This window comes from Allomuricauda sp. M10, from assembly GCF_020782875.1.
GTDB lineage: Bacteria > Bacteroidota > Bacteroidia > Flavobacteriales > Flavobacteriaceae > Flagellimonas.
Window position 1 is genome coordinate 96,072 of record NZ_JAJGBN010000007.1, and the last position, 22,390, is coordinate 118,461.

Genomic DNA, 22,390 nt, shown 5'->3' on the forward strand with positions numbered 1-22,390 from the left:
TATACATCAATTTTAAAGATGGGTGCAACAAAATTGAAGATGTTGCAATCACCATGTTTCCTAAAAAAGTGATTAACAATTTGAAATACAGTTGCTTATAACTATGCTGTATAATTGGTTTAAAACTGGAGGATATTGCAACATCAATGAAATACAAAGGCTTTAATTAAGGATACTTTAGCATTTATCTAAAATTTTTAAGCTTTTGAAAAAAATATGGTTGTGGTCTGTTGTGGCCGCCCTTGCAGGATTTCTTTTTGGATTTGATACCGTCGTCATTTCTGGCGCGGATAGAACGCTACAGGAAATTTGGGATTCTTCGGATATGTTCCATGGAGTGGTCGTAATGTCCATGGCTTTATGGGGAACTGTGCTGGGAGCAATATTTGGGGGTATTCCGACCGGTAAATGGGGAAGAAAAAAAACCTTGATGTTCATTGGGGTACTCTACACCATTTCCGCTATTGGTTCCGCCCTGGCCAATGATCCCATTACCTTTTCAGCATTCCGTTTTTTGGGAGGACTGGGAGTAGGAGCTTCTACCATTGCCGCACCCGCCTACATTACTGAAATATCACCTAAGGAAAACAGGGGAAAATTGGTGGCCATGTACCAGTTCAATATCGTATTCGGTATACTGGTGGCTTTTTTGTCCAATTATCTATTGAGTGGTATCGGCGAACAGGCTTGGCGTTGGATGATGGGGGTTGAGGCACTGCCGGCCATACTTTACACCTTGTTGACCTTCATCATTCCAGAAAGTCCAAGATGGCTATTGTCCAAAAACCAATCGGTACAGGCGGAAAACGTTTTAAGAATGATCGACCCCAACACCAATGTTTCGGAACAGATCCAAGCATGGGAAGAAGGGGAAATGTCTTCTTCTTCCAAGAATATATACCAAAGCCAGTTTAGGTTTCCCCTGGTTTTGGCCTTTTTGATCGCTTTCTTCAATCAATTTTCGGGCATCAATGCATTTCTCTATTATGCTCCGCGACTTTTTGAAGAGGCAGGCCTTGAGAACAGTACGGCACTGTTGAGCAGTATTGGCATTGGGGTTGTGAACATGCTGTTCACACTTTTAGGTCTGTTTTTGATCGATCGGTTGGGAAGAAAACGCCTTATGCTGATTGGTTCGGTTGGCTATCTGGTTTCACTCTCGCTGGCAGCATGTGCTTTTTTGTTGAAATGGGAAGGAACCATGGTTCCACCCTTTCTATTCCTGTTTATTGCATCACATGCCATTGGTCAGGGAACGGTGATCTGGGTGTTTATCTCCGAGATATTCCCAACCCAGGTGAGGGCTTCTGGCCAATCCTTTGGAAGTTCCGTCCATTGGATTCTTGCCGCCATAATCCCTTCCTTCATACCCAGCCTTTTTTCATCGATAGGCCCGGGTACGGTGTTCCTGTTCTTTGATGCCATGATGTTGTTGCAACTCCTTTTTGTGGTCCTTCTCATGCCAGAGACCAAGGGAAAATCCTTGGAAGCCATCACGGCATCTTTCAAAACAAAAAATATACCTGATAAAATATCTAAACCAGCTATAAAGTAAATCATATGAAAAACAAATTGACCCTTTTGGTAGTGGCTGTGGCCGTTGCGTTACAGAATTTTTCGTGCAAAAATGGGAAGACGGACACAGGGATGGCCAAAGAAGAAACCATCTCAACCCCTTTTTCGGAGGAGCAGGCATACCGTCCCTACTACCATTTTACCCCTAAAGTAGGATGGATGAACGATCCCAATGGAATGTTCTATTACAATGGGTACTATCATCTGTTTTATCAACATTATCCGAAGGACAACATATGGGGGCCAATGCACTGGGGGCATGCCATAAGTACGGATCTGGTACAGTGGAAACACTTGCCTATTGCCTTGTATCCGGACGATTTGGGATACATTTTTTCGGGTAGTGCCGTGGTAGATTATGATAATACCTCTGGCTTTGGAAAAGATGGGAAGATTCCTATCGTGGCCATGTACACCTACCACGATCCCAAAAAGGGAGATGCCGGACAATTGGATGCCCAAACACAGGCCATTGCCTATTCTCTGGATGAAGGAAATTCATGGACCAAATATGAAGAAAACCCTGTAATAGAAAACCCAGGAGTAAGGGACTTTAGGGATCCCAAGGTGCTATGGGACAATGAAAGGGAGCAGTGGGTGATGATATTGGCCGCCGATTTTGAGATGATGATCTACACTTCCAAAAACTTGAAAGATTGGACATTGACCGATCGGTTCGGAAAAGAGGATGGTAGCCATGAGGGTGTTTGGGAGTGCCCGGATTTATTCCCCATGCAGGTTGAAGGTTCAGATGATGTAAAATGGGTAATGCTGGCCAGTATTAGCGGTGGTGCCCCCAACGGCGGAAACGGCACTCAATATTTCATTGGCGATTTTGATGGAAAAGAGTTCACCATGGACAAGAATTTTGCCGAGGCCCTTGCCAAGAAGCATGACTTTTGGGTGGATTTTGGCAAGGACAACTATGCCGGGGTCACCTGGTCCAATATTCCAGCTGAGGATGGCCGTAAAATTTTTATCGGTTGGATCGTAGATGGCCATTATGCCAATAAAGTTCCGACCGCTGCATGGAGAAGCAGCCAAAGCCTACCTAGGACCATCAAATTGATTTCGGATAATGGGGTTCCAAGGATAACTTTTCAACCGGTAAAGGAAATCACGAATTATGTTGGCAAGAAGTACAAAAAGGATCAACTATCCGTTGGGGCCGGGCAAGAAACAGTCTTGAGCGATGCCGATTTTGATTTCACCAAGGCCCAAATCATCTATAGTGTTACTTCCCTGAAAAACAAGGGATATACGTTCAAACTATCCAACGATAAAGGAGAAGCATTGCTTTTTGGTTATGACAACGGCAAGGACCAATTTTTTGTGGATCGTAGAAAATCAGGAAAGGTTGATTTTCATGAGGAATTTGCCGAAAAGGTTTCGGTCGGCCCCCGATTGTCGCACAAAGAACAGCACAACGTAAATGTACTTTTAGACAAGACTTCCATAGAAATATTCTTTGATGATGGGGAAACTCCGATGACGGAAATTTTCTTCCCCACAACACCTTATTCAAAACTATCCGTCCTATCCGACAACGGGGATTTGGTTTTGGATCACATAGAAATACGCCAATTAAAATTTAACTAAAACAAACTATTATGAAATGTAAACTATTAGTATTGCTACTCTTGTGTTCTCCTTTGGCCATATGGGCCCAGGGGAGAATCACGGGTACCGTTACCTCGGCCGATGACAGTATGCCCTTGCCGGGAGCTTCGGTAGTCGTGGTGGGCACCACCAATGGTACCACTACGGATTTTGACGGAAATTATGTCCTGGAAGGGGTTTCGCCCAATGCTACCTTGATGTTCAGCTACATCGGTTTTGTTAGGGTAGAGATTCCAGTAAACGGAAAATCTACAGTCAATGTTTCTCTACAGGCAGATACCCAACAATTGGATGAGGTTGTCCTAACAGGGTATACCACCGAACGCAAGGTGGATCTTACTGGGGCAGTGACCGTTGTGGATACCGCCCCGATCGAAGGTCAGAGTTTAAGTTCCGGTAACCCCATGCAAGCATTGCAGGGAAGGGTGCCAGGGCTTTTTATCGAAAAATCAGGAGATCCAACCGGCCTGAACAACCGGATCCTGATTCGGGGGATCACTACTTTGGGAAACAACGATCCACTCTATGTGATTGATGGTGTACCCACCAAACGCCAAGAGGTTTTTGCCAGTCTTAACCCAGAGGCCATTGAATCCATACAAGTATTGAAAGATGCTTCTGCCTCTTCCATTTATGGATCCAGGGCGGCAAATGGGGTAATCATTGTTACCACAAAAGGTGGACAAAAAGGTGATCGCGTCGGAATTTCAATCAACTCCAATGTGTCCGTCTTGTCGGAAAGGCCACAACGATTTGATGTGTTGAATTCCGTTGAAAGAGGCAGAGTGCTTTGGCAGGCATCCGTAAACGATAATACAGATCCCAACGGGGGTTATGGGGAAATCTACAATTTTGACTGGAACGGCGATTTCAGCAATCCCGTGCTTAACAGTGTTACCCCGCAACCGTTTGTTGGTGGTAACCCCGATGTGCCTGTTGGGGATACGGATTGGCAGGATGAGACCTACGAAACCGGGTTTGCCTATAACAATGAGGTGACCCTTACTGCAGGTTCTGAAAAATCATCCTTGCTTATCAACTTTGGATATTTGAAGAATACAGGCATCCTGAAGTATACCAATTACGACAGGTATACGGCCAAAATAAACGGAAGTACAAACCTGTTCAACAATAAGTTGAAGATCGGTGTCAATACTCAATTTTCCACATCGGATGAAACCTTGGCTGCACGTGACGTAGGATTGGCAAGTACCCCTATATTGGCCATTATCATGGCACCCACTATTCCGGTTTTCGATTCAAATGGAAACTATGCCGGACCATTGGGTTCTGGTTATAATGACCGAAACAACCCAGTTTTGATGCAATATCTCAACCGTTGGGACAATGCAGAAAAAAATGTACTGTTCGGTAATGTGTTCGCTGATCTTAAAATATTGGATAATTTGAGCTTTAGGACCAGTCTTGGGCTTGATTTTAGTGATTATAAACAGAAGAATATCGAACCAAAGGTTTCCAACGGCTTTGTGAACAGGACCAACAACCGACTCATTTACAATACCAATAAGTTTACCAGCTTGGTCTTCTCGAATACCCTGAACTATGACTTGGAACTAGGTAATCACCGTTTCAATGTGTTGTTAGGGGTTGAATCAATCCAGAACGACTTGAGCACCTTGAATGCACAGGCGGATGATTTTGCGGTGGAACAGGAGTCCTATTTCGTGCTCAACGCAGCCACTGGAGCAAGGACTACATCAGGAACCACAACGGGAAGCCGCTTGTTGTCACAGTTCGGGAAACTAAACTATGCATTTTCAGATCGCTATTTGGCTTCTTTCACCTTGCGCCGCGATGGTTCTTCAAGATTCGGTGAGAACAACAGATATGGTATTTTTCCAGCAGCCACTGTGGGATGGCGTATCAATAATGAGCAATTCCTCAAAGACGTGGATTTCATCACCAATCTAAAATTACGTGCAGGTTATGGGGAAGTAGGTAACCAAGAAATCGGTGACCTGGCACGATTTGGTTTGTACGAGTCAAGATACGGACCCAACCTGAATGTTTTTCAACCTGGTTTCTGGGAAACTTACTATAATATCGGAACCGCTTACGACATCAACGGGAACAATACGGGCAACTTACCTTCAGGTTTTGTGTCCATCCAAGCACCTAACCCAGATTTGAAATGGGAGACCACAACAGAATGGAACTATGGAGTGGATTTTGGGTTCTTGGGCAACAAAATTATCGGCTCCTTCGATTTTTATACCAGGGAAACCAAAGACATTTTGACTACACCACCCATTGCTTCAGTAATAGGTGAGGGGCAGCAGCGAGTATTGAATGGTGCCACTACCGAAGCAAGAGGTTGGGAATTTGCCATAGGATATAATAATACATGGGATAATGGATTATCACTCAATGTTTCCACAAACTTTGCATCTTTTAAGGATGAAATCACCTATTTGCCCGAAGAAGTAAGGGCCGCATTTCCAGGCACCGCGGACAATTCCATTTTAGGACATTCGCAATTTTCCGTGTTTGGTTATAGGTCAGACGGTCTGTTCCAGAGCCAGGCCGAGGTTGATTCCAGCCCAGATCAGGTTGGGGCCCGGCCCGGTAGCATAAAGTTCAAGGATTTGAACAATAATGGGGTGATTGATGATGGCGATCGGGATTTTATTGGGGTTACACTGCCAGATTTGGAATACGGTATCCGCGTGGATATGGCATGGAAAAACTTCGATCTGTCCATTTTTGGTTCCGGTGTTATGGGAAGAATCGGTGCAGACGAAGCCTTGTTCAGGAACTTTTTTGCAAGCGGAGGGGCCAACGGTTCTCCTGGATTGCTTAATGCATGGACGCCAAACAACACAAATACAGAGGTGCCATCACTTTCCTTGGCCTTTAATGAAACACGTACTTCGGATTACCTGTTCAGGAACAATTCCTATTTCAAACTTAGGAGTTTACAGTTGGGATATAGCTTTCCAAAAGAGCTTATCAATTCGATTGCCGGCATGAGTAACCTTCGTGTGTATGCGCAGGGTGAAAACTTGTTTTGGCTCACTTCAAGTGAGTATGTGGGGGAAGATCCGGAAAGGACCGATGCAACAAGGATTCCGGTACCAACGATCCTTTCATTGGGTCTAAATATTAACTTTTAATCAATTGCCATGAAAAAACTTAAATATTTCATTTTATGTGGAACCGCATTGATGCTCTCCATCAATTGCTCAAACGACTTTTTGGAGTACGAGCCACAAGGGGTACTTTCAAATGATAACGTCGCTACTGCCGAAAATGCCGAATCCTTGGTCATTGCTGCATATGCCGGCATAGCCAATGATGAGATGATCGGGCCCCTTACGCACATGTGGGTCTATGGAAGCGTCCGGTCCGATGATGCCTATAAAGGCGGTGGAGGCCGAGGAGATTTGGACTGGGTGGATAAGTACGAACAGTATAACCTTACCATACCTGATATGGGGGATTTCTTTACCCCACGAACATGGACCGATTTTTACAAGGCCATCTCTAGGGCAAACTTTGCCCTATCCGTTATCAATGATATCCCGGATGCGGATTACCCGAACAAAACAAGGCGTCAAGCCGAACTTCGCTTTTTACGCGGACATTCACACTTCATGCTCAAGTTGTTGTTCAACAAGGTTCCATATATACCGGAAGGCTTGACCCAGGAGGAAATTGCCCAGATCGGCAATGATTTGCCCGATGAAGAACTTTGGAACCTGATCGGCGAGGACTTCCTTTTTGCCTACAATAATCTACCGGATAGCCAAGAAGAAGTAGGAAGGGCCGATCGTACCGCTGCAGCTGCATATTTGGCCAAGCTAAGATTGTACCAAGCCTATGAAAAGGATGCGAACCATCAATTAACGGGTATCAATACCGGTCGATTGGAACAAGTGATCCAATATGCCGATGAGGTTCAGGCAAGTTTGGAACCCGATTATGGCAACAATTTTTTGGATGGGTTCGATAATGGACCGGAATCCATTTGGGCCGCCCAGTTCTCCATTAATGATGGTACCGTAGTGGGAAGGGTAAGCTTTGTTACCGGTTTGAATTCGCCCCATGGCAACCCTTTGTATGGCTGCTGCGGATTTCACCTGGCCAGTCAAAACTTGGTGAACGCCTTTCGCACCGATGCCAATGGACTTCCCCTTTTGGATGACTTCAATGACCAAGATATTTTAACTGATTTACAGGGAGATGGCACCGTTTTACCGGGCGCTTCCCTAACGGTTGATCCAAGACTTGATCATACGGTCGGGGTGCCGGGAAGACCATTTAAATATACCAATACCGTTCAAAACACAGGTGACTTTGTATATAATTCCAGTTGGGCCAGAGATCCTGGGGTTTACGGTTATTTTGGAAATATGAAGGAGCAGCAACGCCCAGATTGTTCTTGTTATGTAAAAGAGGGACCCTTTAATGGAACTTCAAAAAACGTGGATTTTATTCGCTATGCAGATGTACTCCTCTTCAAGGCGGAGGCACTTATACAATTGAATCGTTGGGATGAGGCATTACCGATCATCAACCAGATTCGAGCAAGGGCGGCAACAAGTACCCAAAGACCATTGGCGGCCGGTGCATCCGATATCTATAATGTACAGCCCTATCCCTCGTTTCCAGACAAAGCATATGCTTGGAAGGCACTTAAATTTGAAAGAAGATTGGAGTTTGCCATGGAAGGTCCAAGATGGTTCGATTTGGTGCGATGGGGAGAAGCCGCGGAGGTTTTGAATGATTATTTGAATGAAGAGAAGACCAAAAGGGACTTCTTGATCAATGCAACATTTACTCCGGGAAGGGATGAGTTTTATCCAATTCCCCAACGCGAAATAGACTTTACGGGTGGGCTATATGTTCAAAACCCAGGATATTAATGCCAAAAGATATGATGGTTCGGAACTGTTTTTTAATACTGATGTTTCTTCTCCCCATGACCATGTCACAGGTTGTGGCCCAGACAAAGCTGGCTTATCCTGATCTTGTAGATCGGTTGTATGATTTTGAGGCCTTGTCAAAAGTTCCCAAAACAGGGGAGAGAACCATGAATTTTTCAAGTTATGACAGGAGTTCCGTTTACGACTCGTTGACTGATACTTACTTGAGGTGGGATGCCAACTCGGACGGTAATGGTTTTATTCGAAAAGAAGGGGATGAAATGGTCATTTTTGAAGCAGATGGGCCTGGTGTGATATGGAGAATATGGAGTGCCCTGGCCAAAGAAGGCCACGTCAAGATTTATATGGATGGGGAACAAAAACCAAGTGTGGATAAACCTTTTAGGGAACTGTTCGAAAAATTTGAGGATGAATACCCACCCTTGAACTTTCCAAATTTGGTGATGACTTTGTCTCGCGGCCGCAATTTTTACATTCCCATGCCTTTTCAGAAGCATTGCAAGATTACCATGTCCGGAGATTGGGGTAATTATTACCATGTCATTTATTCCAAATTGCCCAATGGTACCATACCTGATAAATCTTTTGACGGAACCTACAGCAACGAAGGGAAAATTGCTTTGGCCAATGCGGACAGGATTCTTGAAAATCGAGGATTTCAGCGAAAGATATATCCTGATGAGCATGAAGATCGAATCGATATTGAGATCGGTCCGGGCGAGAAGAGGGAAATTTCAAAAATTCTCGGTCCATGGGCCATAAACCGACTGGAACTTACATTTCAGGACAAGGACCGAACCTCTGATATTTTTGGGGATCTCTGGTTCGATTTTTCATGGGATGATAAACACATGTCCGCCGTTCATTCTCCTATTGGAATGTTTTTTGGAATGGGCCGAGACCTTGCTAATTACAGGGGGATGCCCATAGGCGTAATGGGAAATACTTTATACTCCGATTGGTATATGCCTTTTCATGAAAAAGGAAGTATGGCAATAGTGAATACGGGGGAAAAGCCATACAAAATAACGTTAAAAGTGGTGCGCCATCAATTAGGGGCACAAGAGGATGACTTTTTGTATTTCAACGCCAAATGGCACGGTGACGACTCCAGTGAGAAGGATAAACCAATTGACGATTCCTTGACTCAAAACCAAGGGAGGGAGATTGATTGGCCCATGATTGCTGTAAAGGGAACGGGAAGATTCTGTGGGGTAACCCTGCATATTGCCAATTTTTGGGAGGAACCTAAAGAGGAACCGTCTTCATGGTGGTACGGCATCGGCGGTGAAAAAACCATTGATTGGTGGTGGGGCGAAGGGGATGAGAAGTTTTTCGTGGATGGGGAAAAATTCCCCTCGACCTTTGGTACGGGCAGCGAAGACTATATTGGCTATGCATGGTCCGCCGAACCTCCTTTTCCAACGTTCCAAAGCCCATTTGCCTCACAACCCGCAACACCTATTACAGGAAAGGGGCATACGGTTGTCAATAGGTTCCATATTGCTGACAATGTTCCGTTTAACCTATCTTTTGAAGCTTATATTGAGCGGTACAAAGGAAGAATCTGGGGAAAACAAAATGAGAATATTTGTGAATATGATGTAGTGGCTTATTATTATCTAAAATAAAGCATTGTAAGAAACTTGCATTCTAAGAATAGAGGTATTTAGTGTGCCAAGTTTAGTTAATGCCCCGATCGATCTAACCGATTGGTCGGGAAACCATTTTCCCGAAAGGGTGAGTTTGAGTTAGTTTTTTTATGAATGGCCAAACCCTTAAAGGTTTGGCCATTCTTACCATAAGATTTATGTAACTTGCCCAATCTGTAACTAAACAAACATGAAAGTAAAAAGTATTAAAAAGTATAGAATGAATATGAAAAACCTATTAATGGTTGCCTTGTCCATGATCGGCACATTGGTCATGGCACAAACCGGCACCTCCCAAAAATGGTCCATAGAGAAAGCTGAAAAATGGTATGCCCAGTACAAATGGCTCAATGGGGCCGATTTTATCCCGAGTACCGCGATCAACCAGCTGGAAATGTGGCAAGGGGAAACTTTTGATCCGGAGACCATTGAGCGCGAACTGGGTTATGCACAGGGAATCGGTATGAATGTGATGCGCGTGTACCTGCATAGCTTGGCATACAAGCAGGATCCAAAGGGTTTCAAGAAAAGGATGGACCAATATTTAGATATTTCGGAAAGTAAGGGCATCAAGACCATGTTCGTGATCTTTGACGATGTTTGGGGCAAGGAGCCCAAGATAGGCAAACAACCGGAGCCCATTACGGGAACCCACAACTCGGGTTGGATGCAGGACCCGGGTGACCCGGCCTCTAAGGACCAGGCCAACTTTCCATTTTTGGAAACGTATGTAAAGGATATCCTCACGACTTTCAAGGACGATAAAAGGGTATTGCTTTGGGACCTGTACAACGAACCGGGCAATTCTGGCAAGATCAATGACTCTATGCCCCTGTTGCAAGCCGTATTTTCATGGGCAAGGGAGGTAAATCCTTCTCAACCCATCTCGGCAGGAATCTGGTCCTGGGGATTGGTCGATCTAAATGCCTTTCAGGCGCTCCAATCGGATATCATCACATATCACCATTACGGCGATGAAAAGGACCATAAACTGATCATAGAGCTCTTAAGGACCCATGGAAGGCCCATGATCTGTACGGAATATATGGCACGTACCCGCAATAGTCGATTCTCCAACATTATGCCGATGTTGAAAGAAGAAAACATTGGGGCCATTAACTGGGGATTGGTAAAAGGGAAGACCAATACCATCTATCAGTGGGACACCCCGATCGATAGTGGCGAGGAACCCGTGGAGTGGTTCCATGATATCTTCAGAAAGGATGGTACCCCTTATCGTCAGGACGAAGTGGACCTGATCAAGAAATTGAACGGTAAAAAATAAAGGATCCTTTCTTTTGAAAGGTTTTCATTACCTATTAAGAATGATAAAACGAAAAATCTTTTCTATTGTCTTGATCATACTGCTGTTGAACCAATTAGGTTCTTGCAAGGATCAGGGTAACGTGACCTCGAAGCAATCCAATATTCCAAAGGATACGGAAATGGGATATAGTTCCAAACTGATGCTCTCGGATTTCGATACCATTGTCGACGGAAAAAAAGTGGGGCTGTACTGGATCAAGAACAAGGGCATCGAAGTGGCCATGACCAATTATGGTGGACGCATAGTGGGCCTTTGGGTTCCGGACAAGGATGGGATCATGACCGATGTTGTGGTCGGATTCAACAGTGCCAAGGGCTTCATCACCTCTACCGAACCGTATTTTGGTGCCACGATCGGCAGGGTGGGCAACCGTATCGCCAAAGGAAAATTCACGTTGAAAGGAGAGGAATACCATATTCCCGTCAATAATGGGGAAAACGCCCTACATGGGGGCCAAAAAGGATTTCAAGATGTGGTCTGGGATGTACAACAACCCAATGGACAGACCTTGGTCTTGCAATACAACTCCCCGGATATGGAAGAAGGCTTTCCCGGTAATCTATCGGTCAAAGTGACCTATTCGGTCACCGAAGATCGAGAGATCGTGATGGAGTATGAGGCCCATACGGACAGAACAACGGTGGTAAACCTGACCAATCATGCCTTTTTCAACTTGAACGGTGAGGGAAGCGGGACCATTCTGGACCATGAAGTGGTGCTATTTGCGGATGCCTACACTCCTGTTGATCCAGGGTTGATTCCTACAGGTGAATTGGCCCCGGTAAACGGTACCCCCTTCGATTTTACCTCCCCACATACCATTGGCGAGCGGATTATGGTAGACGACCCCCAGTTGAAGAATGGAGGGGGCTATGACCATAATTTTGTATTGAACGGAACCCAAAAGAACGGGATGAACCATGTAGGGACCATCATCGGTGATCGATTTGGGATCGTGATGGATGTGATGACCCAGGAACCGGGTGTGCAGTTTTACAGCGGGAATTTTATGTTGGGCAAAAACACGTTCAAATCCGGTGCAACGGATACTTACAGGACCGCCTTTGCCCTGGAGACACAACATTTTCCCGATGCACCCAATCATCCAAATTTTCCACAGATAACACTGGAGCCCGGAGAGATCTATGCCACCAAATCGGTTTACAAATTCAGTACAAGAAACTAAAACCAACCAAAATAGAAATGAAAAAAAATATTGTTTTTTGGGTCCTTTCCCTGTGGGCGGGCCTGCTGTATCCGCAGGATAGGAAGGCACCTGCCTATCCCTTGATCACCCACGACCCCTATTTGAGCGTTTGGTCCTTTTCGGACGAACTGAACGGAGCACCCACCAAACACTGGACAGGTACCGATCAGCCGTTGATGGGATTCATACAGGTGGATGGGACAAGTTATAGGTTTCTGGGCAAGGAGGCTGCCAATTACAAGGAAGTATTGGCAACAGGTGGGGAAACGGGATATTCCGTAAAAATGTCCACGGAACTCCCAAAAGGAAATTGGCACCAGAGGGATTTTGATGATTCCGGATGGGTTTCAAAACCGGCCCCTTTTGGAAATGATTACAGATCTAAGACCCAATGGTTGACCGACGATATTTGGTACCGGAGAAAATTTGACCTGGAAGGACTGGATTTCAACAAACTTTTTCTAAAGTTATATTATGACGATAACATCGAGGTGTATCTCAACGGTCAGGAAATTTTTAGGGCCACGTGTTGTGCCAGTCAATATCGCTATGTGGAGATGGAGGATGCTTTTTTGAAATTGCTCAAAAAGAAGGATAACCTATTGGCCGTTCATGTAAAGAACACCGGAGGGGAACAGTTTGTTGATGTGGGACTGGCCGATTTGGTGAAATCGACATCACAGATGAAATTGGCCCAACAGACCCAACTGGACATGACGGCTACCCGAACCCGCTATGGCTTTTCCTGTGGGGGCATCGACCTTGAGCTTACTTTCACTTCACCCTTGTTACTAGACGATTTGGACCTTTTGTCAAGGCCGGTATCTTATATCAATTTTAAAACGACTTCCAATGATGGCAAGCCGCACGATGTAAAGCTGTTCTTTGGGGCCTCCACAGCTTTGGCCACCAATGATGCGTCCCAATCCGTTATCGCCGAAAAGGCCGCAACACAACAATTGTCCTATTTGAAAGTGGGAACCCAGTCGCAACCCATTTTGGAAAAGAAAGGGGACAACCTTCGGATTGATTGGGGCCATCTGTACGTGGCAACGCCCAATGAGGCCGGGGCCATACAAAATGTGACATCGGCAGATGAAGCACGGGCCGATTTTGAGCAAGGAACCATTCAACCCCTCAAGGACAATGGAAAAGAACTTGTCTTGGGCATCACTTTTCCAAAGGAAACGATATCCTCTGAAAAGGAATATAGGGTGTTGGTCGGTTATGATGATATCTTGAGCATCCAATATTTTGGCCAGAACCTGAGACCTTGGTGGAACCGTAACGGGGATAATTCCATTCTTACCGAGTTGGACAGGGCGAATACGGATTACAGTGCCATTATGACGAAGTGTGTGGCCCTTGACCAAGAAATAAAGGCCAAAGCAACAGCAATTGGCGGACCATCCTATGCAGAATTATGTGAAATTGGATACAGACAGAGCATAGCGGCCCATAAACTGGTACAAGGACCAGATGGGGAAATTCTGTTCCTTTCCAAAGAGAACTTCAGCAACGGCTGTATCAATACAGTGGATGTGACCTATCCCTCGTCCCCGCTATATCTTATGTATAATCCAAAGCTAATGGAGGGAATGCTCAACGGTATTTTTTATTATTCAGAGAGTGGAAGGCACAAGGAACCATTTGCGGCGCATGATCTGGGGACCTACCCTAAAGCAAATGGCCAAACCTATGGCGAGCCCATGCCAGTGGAGGAATCCGGGAACATGATCATTTTAACGGCAGCTATTGCCATGGCGGAAGGAAATGCGGATTATGCCGAAAAACACTGGGAAACTCTTACGCTGTGGGCGGAATATTTGGCGGACAAGGGTTTTGATCCGGGCAACCAGTTGTGTACAGATGACTTTGCAGGACACTTGGCCAGGAATGCCAATCTTTCCATAAAGGCCATAGTGGCCATTGGTAGTTATGGCTATTTGGCCAAGCAATTGGGCAAGGATGCATTAGGGGATAAATATATGGTAATGGCAAGGGAGATGGCCCAAAAATGGATGCAACTGGCAGACGGTGGTGATCATTATGCCCTTACTTTTGATGATCCTGATACCTGGAGCCAAAAGTATAATTTGGTATGGGACAAGATATTCGGATTCGGTCTGTTTCCCAAAAAAGTGTATGATACCGAGATGTCATACTACCTAAGCCACCAGAACAGGTATGGCCTTCCCCTGGATAACAGGTCGGATTACACAAAATCCGACTGGATCGTATGGACAGCTACCTTAACGGATGATGCCGAGGCATTTAAGGCGTTGGTGGACCCAATCATGGCCTTTGCCAAGGAGTCCCCTGACCGTGTGCCCATGAGCGATTGGCATTTTACAAGTAGTGGAGAGGTAAGGGGCTTTCAGGCCAGAAGTGTGGTCGGAGGGTACTTTATCAGATTGTTGGAGGATAAATGGAAAAAGTAGGTGAGTGATCATCATGAATACGTGGTAAAGAAAAATTCAATGCATCAATTGAAAACTGATTTGGTGGTCACTTCCCCCGGAAGGATCAACCTGATTGGCGAGCATACAGACTATAATGACGGTTTTGTGCTTCCTGCGGCCATAGATAAGGTCATTATCCTGAAATTGGGAAAAAATGGGACTACAAATGAATGCAGGATCCAAAGTGAGGGATTTGGGGAGGTTGTGCATATTGATTTGGGCAACATCGCTAAAAGTAACAACGATTGGGAAAACTACATCCTTGGAGTGTTACATGAACTCATATTGTTAACGGATAAACTAAGAGGTTTTGATTGTTCCATCGAGAGCCATCTTCCCATTGGATCGGGAGTAAGTTCGTCCGCTGCATTGGAGTGCGGCCTCGCTTTCGGATTGAATGAACTGTTTGGACTTGGGTTGACAAAATGGGACATCATTCAATTGTCACAAAGGGCAGAACACAATTACGTGGGGACCAAATGTGGGATTATGGATCAATTCGCATCCGTGATGGGCAAGGACGAACAGGTGATGTTGTTGGATTGCAAAACCTTGGCTTTTGAATATATCCCAGTTAATATTGAGCCATACAGGATTTTAATGTTGAACACGAATGTAAAGCACAACCTGGCTTTTGGCGAATACAATGTTCGAAGGGAACAGTGCCAGCAAGGATTGACCATTGTAGGGAATAAATTTCAAATTGGAGGGACCTTTAGAAATGTGACGATGCAGATGTTGGACGATTGTAAAAAAGAAATGGAGGACGTAATCTACAATAGATGTTCCTATGTGGTACAAGAGAACCAACGGGTACTTGAAGCTGTTGCGGCCCTTCGTGCCAATAAAATGGAGACCTTTGGGGAGTTGTTGTATCAGACCCATAAAGGATTGAGTGAACAATTTGAGGTCAGCTGTCCCGAGCTCGATTTTTTGGTGGATTTTTCCAAAAATTGGGAGGAAGTCCTAGGGGCCCGAATGATGGGTGGCGGATTTGGAGGATGCACCTTGAACATCGTCCATAAAGAAGCCATAGCGTCCTTTGTCAAAGAGGCAGGTAAAGTGTATAAGGAAAAATTTTCATTGGAACTTTCGGCATTCCAGACCGTTCCAAGCAAAGGAACCTCAATCTTAAAAAGAAATGGGTGAAAGGGAATTTTATGACAATCCCCATCGCAGGTACAACATCCTGACCGGGGAATGGGTTTTGGTTTCGCCCCATCGGACCAAAAGGCCATGGCAGGGCAAACAGGAAGGGCATCCTGTCTTGGATAGGCCTTCCTATGATGCCAATTGCTACCTCTGTCCGGGAAACAGGAGGGCGAGCGGGGAATTAAATCCCCAATATGGACAGGTTTTCAGTTTTGTAAACGATTATTCCGCACTGCTTGATGATACCCCGATTTCAACACATCAAAACGGGCTTTTAAAGGCCCAAGGTGAAAAAGGAATTTGCAAGGTGGTGTGTTTTTCGCCCGATCATTCACTGACCCTCCCTTTAATGGAAGTTCAGGATATTGAAAAGATCATTGAGGTTTGGCAGCAAGAGTACCGTACACTTGGTAAGAAGGAAGATATCCATCATGTCCAAATCTTTGAAAATAAAGGAGATATCATGGGGTGCAGTAACCCACATCCACATGGGCAAATTTGGGCACAAAGTTCCATTCCGCAGGAAGTGGTGAAAAAAACCAAGTACCAGAAAAACTATTGGATAGAAAACCATAAAAGCCTTTTGGGGGATTATTTGAAGCAGGAGTTGGAGATAGGGGAACGGATAATTTGGGAAAATGAACATTTTGTGGCATTGGTTCCGTATTGGGCAGTTTGGCCCTATGAGACCATGATCATACCCCGAAAACACCGGCGGGATATCTTGGAAATGAACAATGTGGAAAAGAAGGGATTCGCCGAGATGGTCAAAAATGTGACGGTCAGGTATGACAACCTGTTCCAAACCTCTTTTCCATATTCTTCTGGAATCCATCAACGGCCTACTGATGGTGGGGAATATCCGGAATGGCATTTTCACATGTCATTTTATCCTCCTTTATTGCGGTCTGCAACAGTCAAGAAATTTATGGTTGGCTACGAAATGTTTGCCAATCCGCAAAGGGACATAACTGCCGAATATGCCGCGGATATTTTGAGAAACCTGTCAGATACACATTATAGGTTGAAATAGTCTGCGTTGAAACTGAAAGACCAAGAGTTCAGTGGTGATCAAGAATGCGTTCAAACAAGAAAATGCGAATATGAAATCAATTGCTCCATACCTTCTTTTGGTATTCTCAATGGGATTACATGCCCAGGACACCATTATCCAACTCTGGAACGATAAGATTCCGAACCAATTGGAATCAACGGAAAAAGAGAGGCGGGTAAAGACAGATTACTCGGCTGTTTTTAACGTACAAAACCCCACTATTGAGGGATATTTGCCAAGTGGCCGAAGTGCTACGGGTGAAGCCGTTCTGATTTTTCCGGGTGGAAGCTATCGGGAATTGGTAATTGGCTGGGAGGGACTCGATGTGGCCAAGGCATTGAGTGCCAAGGGTATCGCTGCTTTTGTGGTCAAGTATAGGTTGCCCATATCAACATCTTTGGTAGAGCAACAAAATGTGCCGTTGCAGGATGCACAGCGAGCCATAAGGGTTATTCGGGGTAAAGCTGATGAATTCGGGATAAACCCCGATAAAATAGGCATCATGGGTTTCTCCGCCGGTGGCCATGCGGCTTCCTCGTTGGGAACCCGCTTTTCCAAAAAAGTTTATCTGCCTGTGGATGAGCTCGATACGGTTAGTGCAAAACCCTCGTTTATGGCCTTGGTATATCCTGTTATCACAATGAAGAAACCATTGACACATCTTGGCTCAAGAACAGCACTTTTAGGAGAGGGCGATAACGAAAAACTTGTTCAAGAATTTTCCAATGAACTGAACGTGACCGAAAACACCCCACCCACTTTTTTAATCCATTCGGTTGATGATGACATTGTGCCCGTAGAAAATACCTTGCTTTTTTTCAATGCCCTAAAAATGCAAAAAGTACCTGTGGAGATGCATATTTATCCATTCGGTGGGCATGGGTATGCCATTGGTAGGAAGAACGATCATTTAAAAGGGTGGCTTGATGATTTTATCAAATGGCTATATGATTGTTTTTGAACTAATTGTTGATAGACAGTACAAATAATCCAAACCTACAAAGATGCATGGGGTGAGAACCCAATGTCCTATTCAAGGATCCGTGCCTTCACATCTTCCAAATAACTACGCCCGATTACGTATCGTTTTCCCTTTATTTCCACACTGTTGCCTTCCAAAGCATCAATTTTATCAATGGAAACGGTATAGGAACGGTGGATCCGGATAAACTTTTCATCCGAAAGTTCATCGGTAAAAGCACTCAGGGTTTTGTGAACAATATGGTTTTCTTTGGCCGTGATGATCTTGATGTAATCCTTTAAACTTTCTATAAGTACGATTTCGTCCAAATAGATTTTTTTCATCTTTTTCTTGTCCACTTTCACAAAGATGTGCTCCCTGGTAGCATCCCCTTTTGTGTCGTGCCTCAATTTGGCCATGGCCTTGTTGATGGCCTTGATGAATCGTGGTAACGAAATAGGTTTTACCAAATAATCAAGTACTTCCTGATCAAAACCTTTGGCGGCATATTCGGCATGGGCACTGGTGATGATGACCAGAGGTTTATCGTCCAAACTTTCCAAAAAGCTGAACCCATCAATGATCGGCATGTTCACATCCAAGAACAGAAGATCCGGTTTGTTTTCCCTTAAATATTCCAAACTGTCTATGGCGTTGTTGAACACGGCGACGGATTGGAGTTCCTTGATCTGGGAAATATGGTTTTCGATGACTTTTACCGCAAGGGGTTCATCATCAATGATCACACATTTTAAATTCATCTAAGCTTGAGCATTAAATTAACAACATATTCATCTGACTCGTCCTGTATGCTCAATTGATATTCGTCTTCGGCATATCTCAATTTCAATCTTTTTTCCACATTGGGTAATCCAATTCCACCCGCTTTTTTGGATGTATCTGGATTGTGTTCCATGGGTTTGGTATTGCGGACCTGAAAGTACAGAAACTTTTCCTCAATACTTATATCAATATGGATCTTAACTTTTCCGATATTCTTGTTGGCACCATGTTTAAAGGCATTTTCTATGAATTGTACCAAGAGTAACGGCGCAATTTTGTGACCTTTGGAATTGCCTTTTACGTTAAATTCAAGATCAAGGTTTTCATTGTACCGGATTTGCTCCAGATCTAAATAGTTTTGGATAAAATGGATCTCTTTTTTAAGGCTTTGGTTTTTTTCCTTTGTTTCGTAGAGTACATAGCGCATCAGGTCGGATAGTTTAATGATGGTCTCTGGGGTGCGATCGGATTTCTCCAAACTCAAAGAGTATATATTGTTCAATGTGTTGAAGAAAAAATGGGGAGAAATCTGCGCTCGTAAAAATCGTAATTCTGTTTCCAATTGTTCTTTTTCCAATCGGGATGCCTTTCTTGTTTCCCTCAAATAATCCATAGTAAATTTGAACGAGGCCACGAAAGTGATCACATAAAGTTCCCCTAGCATCATGACCACTGTAAAGTTCAAGGTCATGCTATAGGTCTCCGGACCCTCTGGCCATACGTTGTAGCTGATCAAAAAATGGGTTAGGAGATATTTGATGGTGACCATGAGCAAAATGCTGAGAAACAATATCGCAATAAAGGATATATACTTCCTTTTGAACAGGAACCTGGGGATCAAATAATAAATAGTGAAATAGGAAAGCGTAATATGGATGGGAAACCCTAAAAGATTCGATTTAAACGAATACAGATAATCATTAAAATAGCTGCCCCATCTTAAGAAATTGAAGGTGAAATAGATGATCCAAAAAATAATATGGTGGATCGGCCTTATCTTATACTCGGTCACCGCATTGACCAAGAAGTTATCATTAACTCGATTTTGTATGTGCATTATATGGAATTCTAACTCTTTTTCAACATTTGGCTTTTGATATTGGTCATTGGTCTAATAAAAGACCTTAAATACGGCTGAAATTAGGAATTTTTCCAAAGATTTAATGTTGGCCATAATTTGGCAAAGGATTCCAGGATACATTTTTGCTTATTTGTACATGCTAACCATTCTTAAAAGAATATTTTTCGGATTTCAACTTTTGGTACAGTTGACGGCGTTGGGTCAGTATTCGGACCCACCAAGATCCATTGTGGTTTACAAATCGGTTGACACCATTGTAGTGGATGGTCTGGCGAATGAGTCTTCATGGAAAAATGCCGAAGTGTCCGACGATTTTATAGATATTGAAGGGATGAAGGTACCCACATACAAGACCAATGTAAGGATGCTTTGGGACGAGGAGTACCTTTATTTTTTTGCAGACTTGGAAGAACCCCATGTTTGGGCCGATATTACCGAAAGAGATGCGGTGATTTTCTACAACAACGATTTTGAGATTTTCATCGATCCCGATGGGGATACCCACAACTACTATGAATTTGAAATGAATGCCCTGAATACGGTTTGGGACCTTTTGCTGGTAAAACCGTATCGGGAAAATGGTCCGGTAGTAGATAGTTGGGATATCCTCGGAATAAAGACAGCGGTTCATGTGAATGGGACCTTGAACGATCCCAACGATGTAGATCAAGGTTGGAGTGTGGAAATTGCAATGCCTTGGTCTGTGCTAACGGAGGCAAGCAGAAGCAACGATGTGCCCGAGGGTCAATTTTGGCGCATCAATTTTTCAAGGGTGAACTGGGACTTTCAACTGGAAAACGGAAAATACGGCAGAAAAAAGAACGAGGAAGGCAAATACCTACCGGAATATAATTGGGTATGGTCGCCCCAAGGCGTCATCAATATGCATGAGCCGGAACATTGGGGTTATGCCTATTTTTCTCCTATGGTATCTGGCAAGAAAGACTCGTTTACCATTCCAAGGGACGAGGAGATCAGATGGCTGCTTTATTCCTATTATAGAAAACAGAAAAGCTACAGGGCGAAACATGGCACATTTGCCGATTCCCTAAAACTTCTATGGTCGGAACCAAAATTATCCGATGGGACCTTGATCAAAATGCAATTGGAACTTCATGGTACAGGTTGGAATCTGTTTGCCCTAAGTCCATTTACCGGAAATACATACACCATCCGTGAAGACGGAAAATACCAACTAACAAAAAACGGAAAAAAATGAAATTACGATTGATTTTTGGGGCACTTTTGGCCACTATGATGGCATCGTGTTTGGACAACATTGACCAAAAGCCCCAAGCAAAGGAGGAACCGGTTGCTACTGAAAAACCATTCAAGTATTGGAGTTGGATCACGGCAGATCCCAAACGCGATGATGCTTCCTACGTTGCCGAGTTTAAAAAATACAAGGAAAATGGGCTGGACGCCATCCTAATAAACACCAATACCGATCCGGTTCTTTTGGGTAGATTGGCTCCATTGGCCAAAAAAGAAGGTTTGGAGATCCATGCTTGGATCATGGCCATGAACCGTCCCGGGGATTCGATTGTACAGCAACATCCGGAATGGTATGTGGTTAGCAGAAAAGGGGAGTCCGCCTACGATCACAGGCCGTATGTAGGCTATTATGAATTTTTATGTCCTACCCGTGAAGAATCCCGCAACCATGTGTTGCGATTGGTGGAAGGGCTTTCCAAAGTGGAAGATGTGGCCAGCGTGCATTTGGATTATATTCGGTTCCCGGATGTGTATCTTCCCATCGGGCTTTTGCCCAAATACGATTTGGTCCAGAACGAGGAACTTCCAGAATATGATTTCTGCTATTGTGATGTCTGTATCGAAGAATTTCAAAAGGAATACCACAAAAATCCAAGGGAAATGGAAAACCCTGCCATTGATATGGAATGGAAGCAATTCCGACTTAACAAGATCAGGAATGTGGTCAATGAGGCGTACCAAATCGCCCACAAAAACAATAAGATTTTAACGGCCGCAGTATTTCCTTATCCTGAAATGGCCGATCATATGGTTCGCCAACGATGGGACAAATGGGATATTGATATGGTATTGCCCATGATTTACAATGAGTTTTACAATGAAGGTACAGACTGGATCGGCTTCGCTACAAAACAAGGAGTGGAAGATCTAAAGGAGAAGGATACAGAACTGCATACGGGCATCTATGTACCGGGAATGACCTCTGAAGATTTGGGCAAAGCAATTCAAGAAGCCAAGGAAAATGGGGCCAAAGGAGTTTCCTTTTTTGATGGCCCTGCAATAACCGAAGATCAGTTTAAGGTTATTAAGGCTTCAAAAGCTGCTCAATAAATTTAAATTGATCGGGACCAAGTAGGGTTGGTTCAGATCAAGATTCAAAAGAGTCCTTTGGATTTTGGGTAAATGCCATTGGCTAACTGCCCAATTTTCAAAGGCTTTTTTTATTCCATAAAATTGAGGAGAACGCAGGTATAAGTGTGGTTTAATACACTTTAAAACCTCTTGGAGCCTTTAATTTTAGTAGTTTTTCCATTTTTATCCTCAAAATGGAAGGAATGGGGGATGTTCTCAATCGTTATCGTGTCCCGTTTTTTGAATACCTGCTAAAATTTTAA

The 22,390-nt window shown here is 44.1% G+C and carries 15 protein-coding genes; 13 read left to right on the top strand and 2 right to left on the bottom strand.

Features of this window, described 5'->3' with window-relative positions; translation table 11 throughout:
• The first annotated feature begins 205 nt into the window (after positions 1-205).
• The 11 genes from LKX84_RS15970 (at position 206) to LKX84_RS16020 (ending at position 17,917) form a co-directional block, all read left to right on the top strand.
• The gene (locus LKX84_RS15970) at positions 206-1,555 is read left to right on the top strand and encodes a sugar porter family MFS transporter (protein WP_228238367.1); all 1,350 of its coding nucleotides are present in this window, start codon (positions 206-208) and stop codon (positions 1,553-1,555) included.
• A gap of 5 nt (positions 1,556-1,560) precedes the next feature.
• The gene (locus tag LKX84_RS15975; protein WP_228238368.1) at positions 1,561-3,174 is read left to right on the top strand and encodes a glycoside hydrolase family 32 protein; all 1,614 of its coding nucleotides are present in this window, start codon (positions 1,561-1,563) and stop codon (positions 3,172-3,174) included.
• Positions 3,175-3,185: 11 nt separating this feature from the next.
• On the top strand, positions 3,186-6,329 hold the full coding sequence (locus LKX84_RS15980) for a SusC/RagA family TonB-linked outer membrane protein (protein WP_228238369.1): 3,144 nt from the start codon (positions 3,186-3,188) through the stop codon (positions 6,327-6,329).
• A gap of 9 nt (positions 6,330-6,338) precedes the next feature.
• Entirely contained in the window at positions 6,339-8,081 is a 1,743-nt protein-coding gene (locus LKX84_RS15985) for a RagB/SusD family nutrient uptake outer membrane protein (protein WP_228238370.1), read from the top strand.
• Positions 8,082-8,122: 41 nt separating this feature from the next.
• The gene (locus LKX84_RS15990; protein WP_228238372.1) at positions 8,123-9,733 is read left to right on the top strand and encodes a DUF2961 domain-containing protein; all 1,611 of its coding nucleotides are present in this window, start codon (positions 8,123-8,125) and stop codon (positions 9,731-9,733) included.
• 247 nt (positions 9,734-9,980) lie between these two features.
• Positions 9,981-11,039 (top strand): cellulase family glycosylhydrolase, encoded by a 1,059-nt coding sequence (locus LKX84_RS15995; RefSeq protein ID WP_228238374.1) that lies wholly within the window; start codon positions 9,981-9,983, stop codon positions 11,037-11,039.
• A 40-nt stretch (positions 11,040-11,079) separates the two neighbouring features.
• Positions 11,080-12,267 (top strand): aldose epimerase family protein, encoded by a 1,188-nt coding sequence (locus LKX84_RS16000; protein ID WP_228238376.1) that lies wholly within the window; start codon positions 11,080-11,082, stop codon positions 12,265-12,267.
• A 17-nt stretch (positions 12,268-12,284) separates the two neighbouring features.
• Positions 12,285-14,729, top strand: a complete 2,445-nt coding sequence (locus tag LKX84_RS16005) for a glutaminase family protein (protein ID WP_228238377.1) — start codon at positions 12,285-12,287, stop codon at positions 14,727-14,729.
• 39 nt (positions 14,730-14,768) lie between these two features.
• A complete protein-coding gene (gene galK, locus LKX84_RS16010; protein WP_228238378.1) occupies positions 14,769-15,899 on the top strand; it encodes a galactokinase in 1,131 nt (376 codons plus the stop codon).
• Positions 15,892-16,935, top strand: coding sequence for a UDP-glucose--hexose-1-phosphate uridylyltransferase (locus LKX84_RS16015; protein ID WP_228238379.1), 1,044 nt, complete (start codon positions 15,892-15,894; stop codon positions 16,933-16,935). The genes galK and LKX84_RS16015 overlap by 8 nt, the downstream gene beginning before the upstream one ends.
• A gap of 70 nt (positions 16,936-17,005) precedes the next feature.
• Positions 17,006-17,917: an alpha/beta hydrolase gene (locus LKX84_RS16020; protein ID WP_228238381.1), complete on the top strand. Its 912-nt coding sequence runs from the start codon at positions 17,006-17,008 to the stop codon at positions 17,915-17,917.
• A gap of 68 nt (positions 17,918-17,985) precedes the next feature.
• Here the strand turns inward: LKX84_RS16020 and LKX84_RS16025 are convergent, their stop codons facing one another.
• Both LKX84_RS16025 and LKX84_RS16030 read right to left on the bottom strand, forming a co-directional pair.
• Positions 17,986-18,678: a LytR/AlgR family response regulator transcription factor gene (locus LKX84_RS16025; protein ID WP_228238383.1), complete on the bottom strand. Its 693-nt coding sequence runs from the start codon at positions 18,676-18,678 to the stop codon at positions 17,986-17,988.
• Positions 18,675-19,757, bottom strand: coding sequence for a sensor histidine kinase (locus LKX84_RS16030; RefSeq protein WP_228238385.1), 1,083 nt, complete (start codon positions 19,755-19,757; stop codon positions 18,675-18,677). Before LKX84_RS16030 ends, LKX84_RS16025 begins: the two co-directional genes overlap by 4 nt.
• Before the next feature lie 106 nt (positions 19,758-19,863).
• Here LKX84_RS16030 and LKX84_RS16035 point away from each other — a divergent pair, with 106 nt between their 5' ends.
• Both LKX84_RS16035 and LKX84_RS16040 read left to right on the top strand, forming a co-directional pair.
• Positions 19,864-21,000: a carbohydrate-binding family 9-like protein gene (locus LKX84_RS16035; protein WP_228238393.1), complete on the top strand. Its 1,137-nt coding sequence runs from the start codon at positions 19,864-19,866 to the stop codon at positions 20,998-21,000.
• Complete coding sequence (locus LKX84_RS16040) at positions 20,997-22,106, top strand: putative glycoside hydrolase (protein ID WP_228238395.1); 1,110 nt, start codon at positions 20,997-20,999, stop codon at positions 22,104-22,106. Before LKX84_RS16035 ends, LKX84_RS16040 begins: the two co-directional genes overlap by 4 nt.
• The last annotated feature ends 284 nt before the right edge of the window (positions 22,107-22,390 follow it).

Excerpts from the sequence above, each read along its gene's own strand:
- LKX84_RS16000 (WP_228238376.1), top strand. The coding sequence starts at position 11,080 with ATGATAAAACGAAAAATCTTTTCTATTGTCTTGATCATACTGCTGTTG.
- LKX84_RS15995 (WP_228238374.1), top strand. The coding sequence starts at position 9,981 with ATGAAAAACCTATTAATGGTTGCCTTGTCCATGATCGGCACATTGGTC.
- LKX84_RS16020 (WP_228238381.1), top strand. The coding sequence starts at position 17,006 with ATGAAATCAATTGCTCCATACCTTCTTTTGGTATTCTCAATGGGATTA.
- LKX84_RS15990 (WP_228238372.1), top strand. The coding sequence starts at position 8,123 with ATGTTTCTTCTCCCCATGACCATGTCACAGGTTGTGGCCCAGACAAAG.
- LKX84_RS15980 (WP_228238369.1), top strand. The coding sequence starts at position 3,186 with ATGAAATGTAAACTATTAGTATTGCTACTCTTGTGTTCTCCTTTGGCC.
- LKX84_RS16025 (WP_228238383.1), bottom strand. The coding sequence starts at position 18,678 with ATGAATTTAAAATGTGTGATCATTGATGATGAACCCCTTGCGGTAAAA.
- LKX84_RS16035 (WP_228238393.1), top strand. The coding sequence starts at position 19,864 with ATGTTGGCCATAATTTGGCAAAGGATTCCAGGATACATTTTTGCTTAT.
- LKX84_RS15985 (WP_228238370.1), top strand. The coding sequence starts at position 6,339 with ATGAAAAAACTTAAATATTTCATTTTATGTGGAACCGCATTGATGCTC.
- LKX84_RS16015 (WP_228238379.1), top strand. The coding sequence starts at position 15,892 with ATGGGTGAAAGGGAATTTTATGACAATCCCCATCGCAGGTACAACATC.
- LKX84_RS16030 (WP_228238385.1), bottom strand. The coding sequence starts at position 19,757 with ATGCACATACAAAATCGAGTTAATGATAACTTCTTGGTCAATGCGGTG.
- LKX84_RS16005 (WP_228238377.1), top strand. The coding sequence starts at position 12,285 with ATGAAAAAAAATATTGTTTTTTGGGTCCTTTCCCTGTGGGCGGGCCTG.
- galK (WP_228238378.1), top strand. The coding sequence starts at position 14,769 with ATGCATCAATTGAAAACTGATTTGGTGGTCACTTCCCCCGGAAGGATC.
- LKX84_RS16040 (WP_228238395.1), top strand. The coding sequence starts at position 20,997 with ATGAAATTACGATTGATTTTTGGGGCACTTTTGGCCACTATGATGGCA.
- LKX84_RS15975 (WP_228238368.1), top strand. The coding sequence starts at position 1,561 with ATGAAAAACAAATTGACCCTTTTGGTAGTGGCTGTGGCCGTTGCGTTA.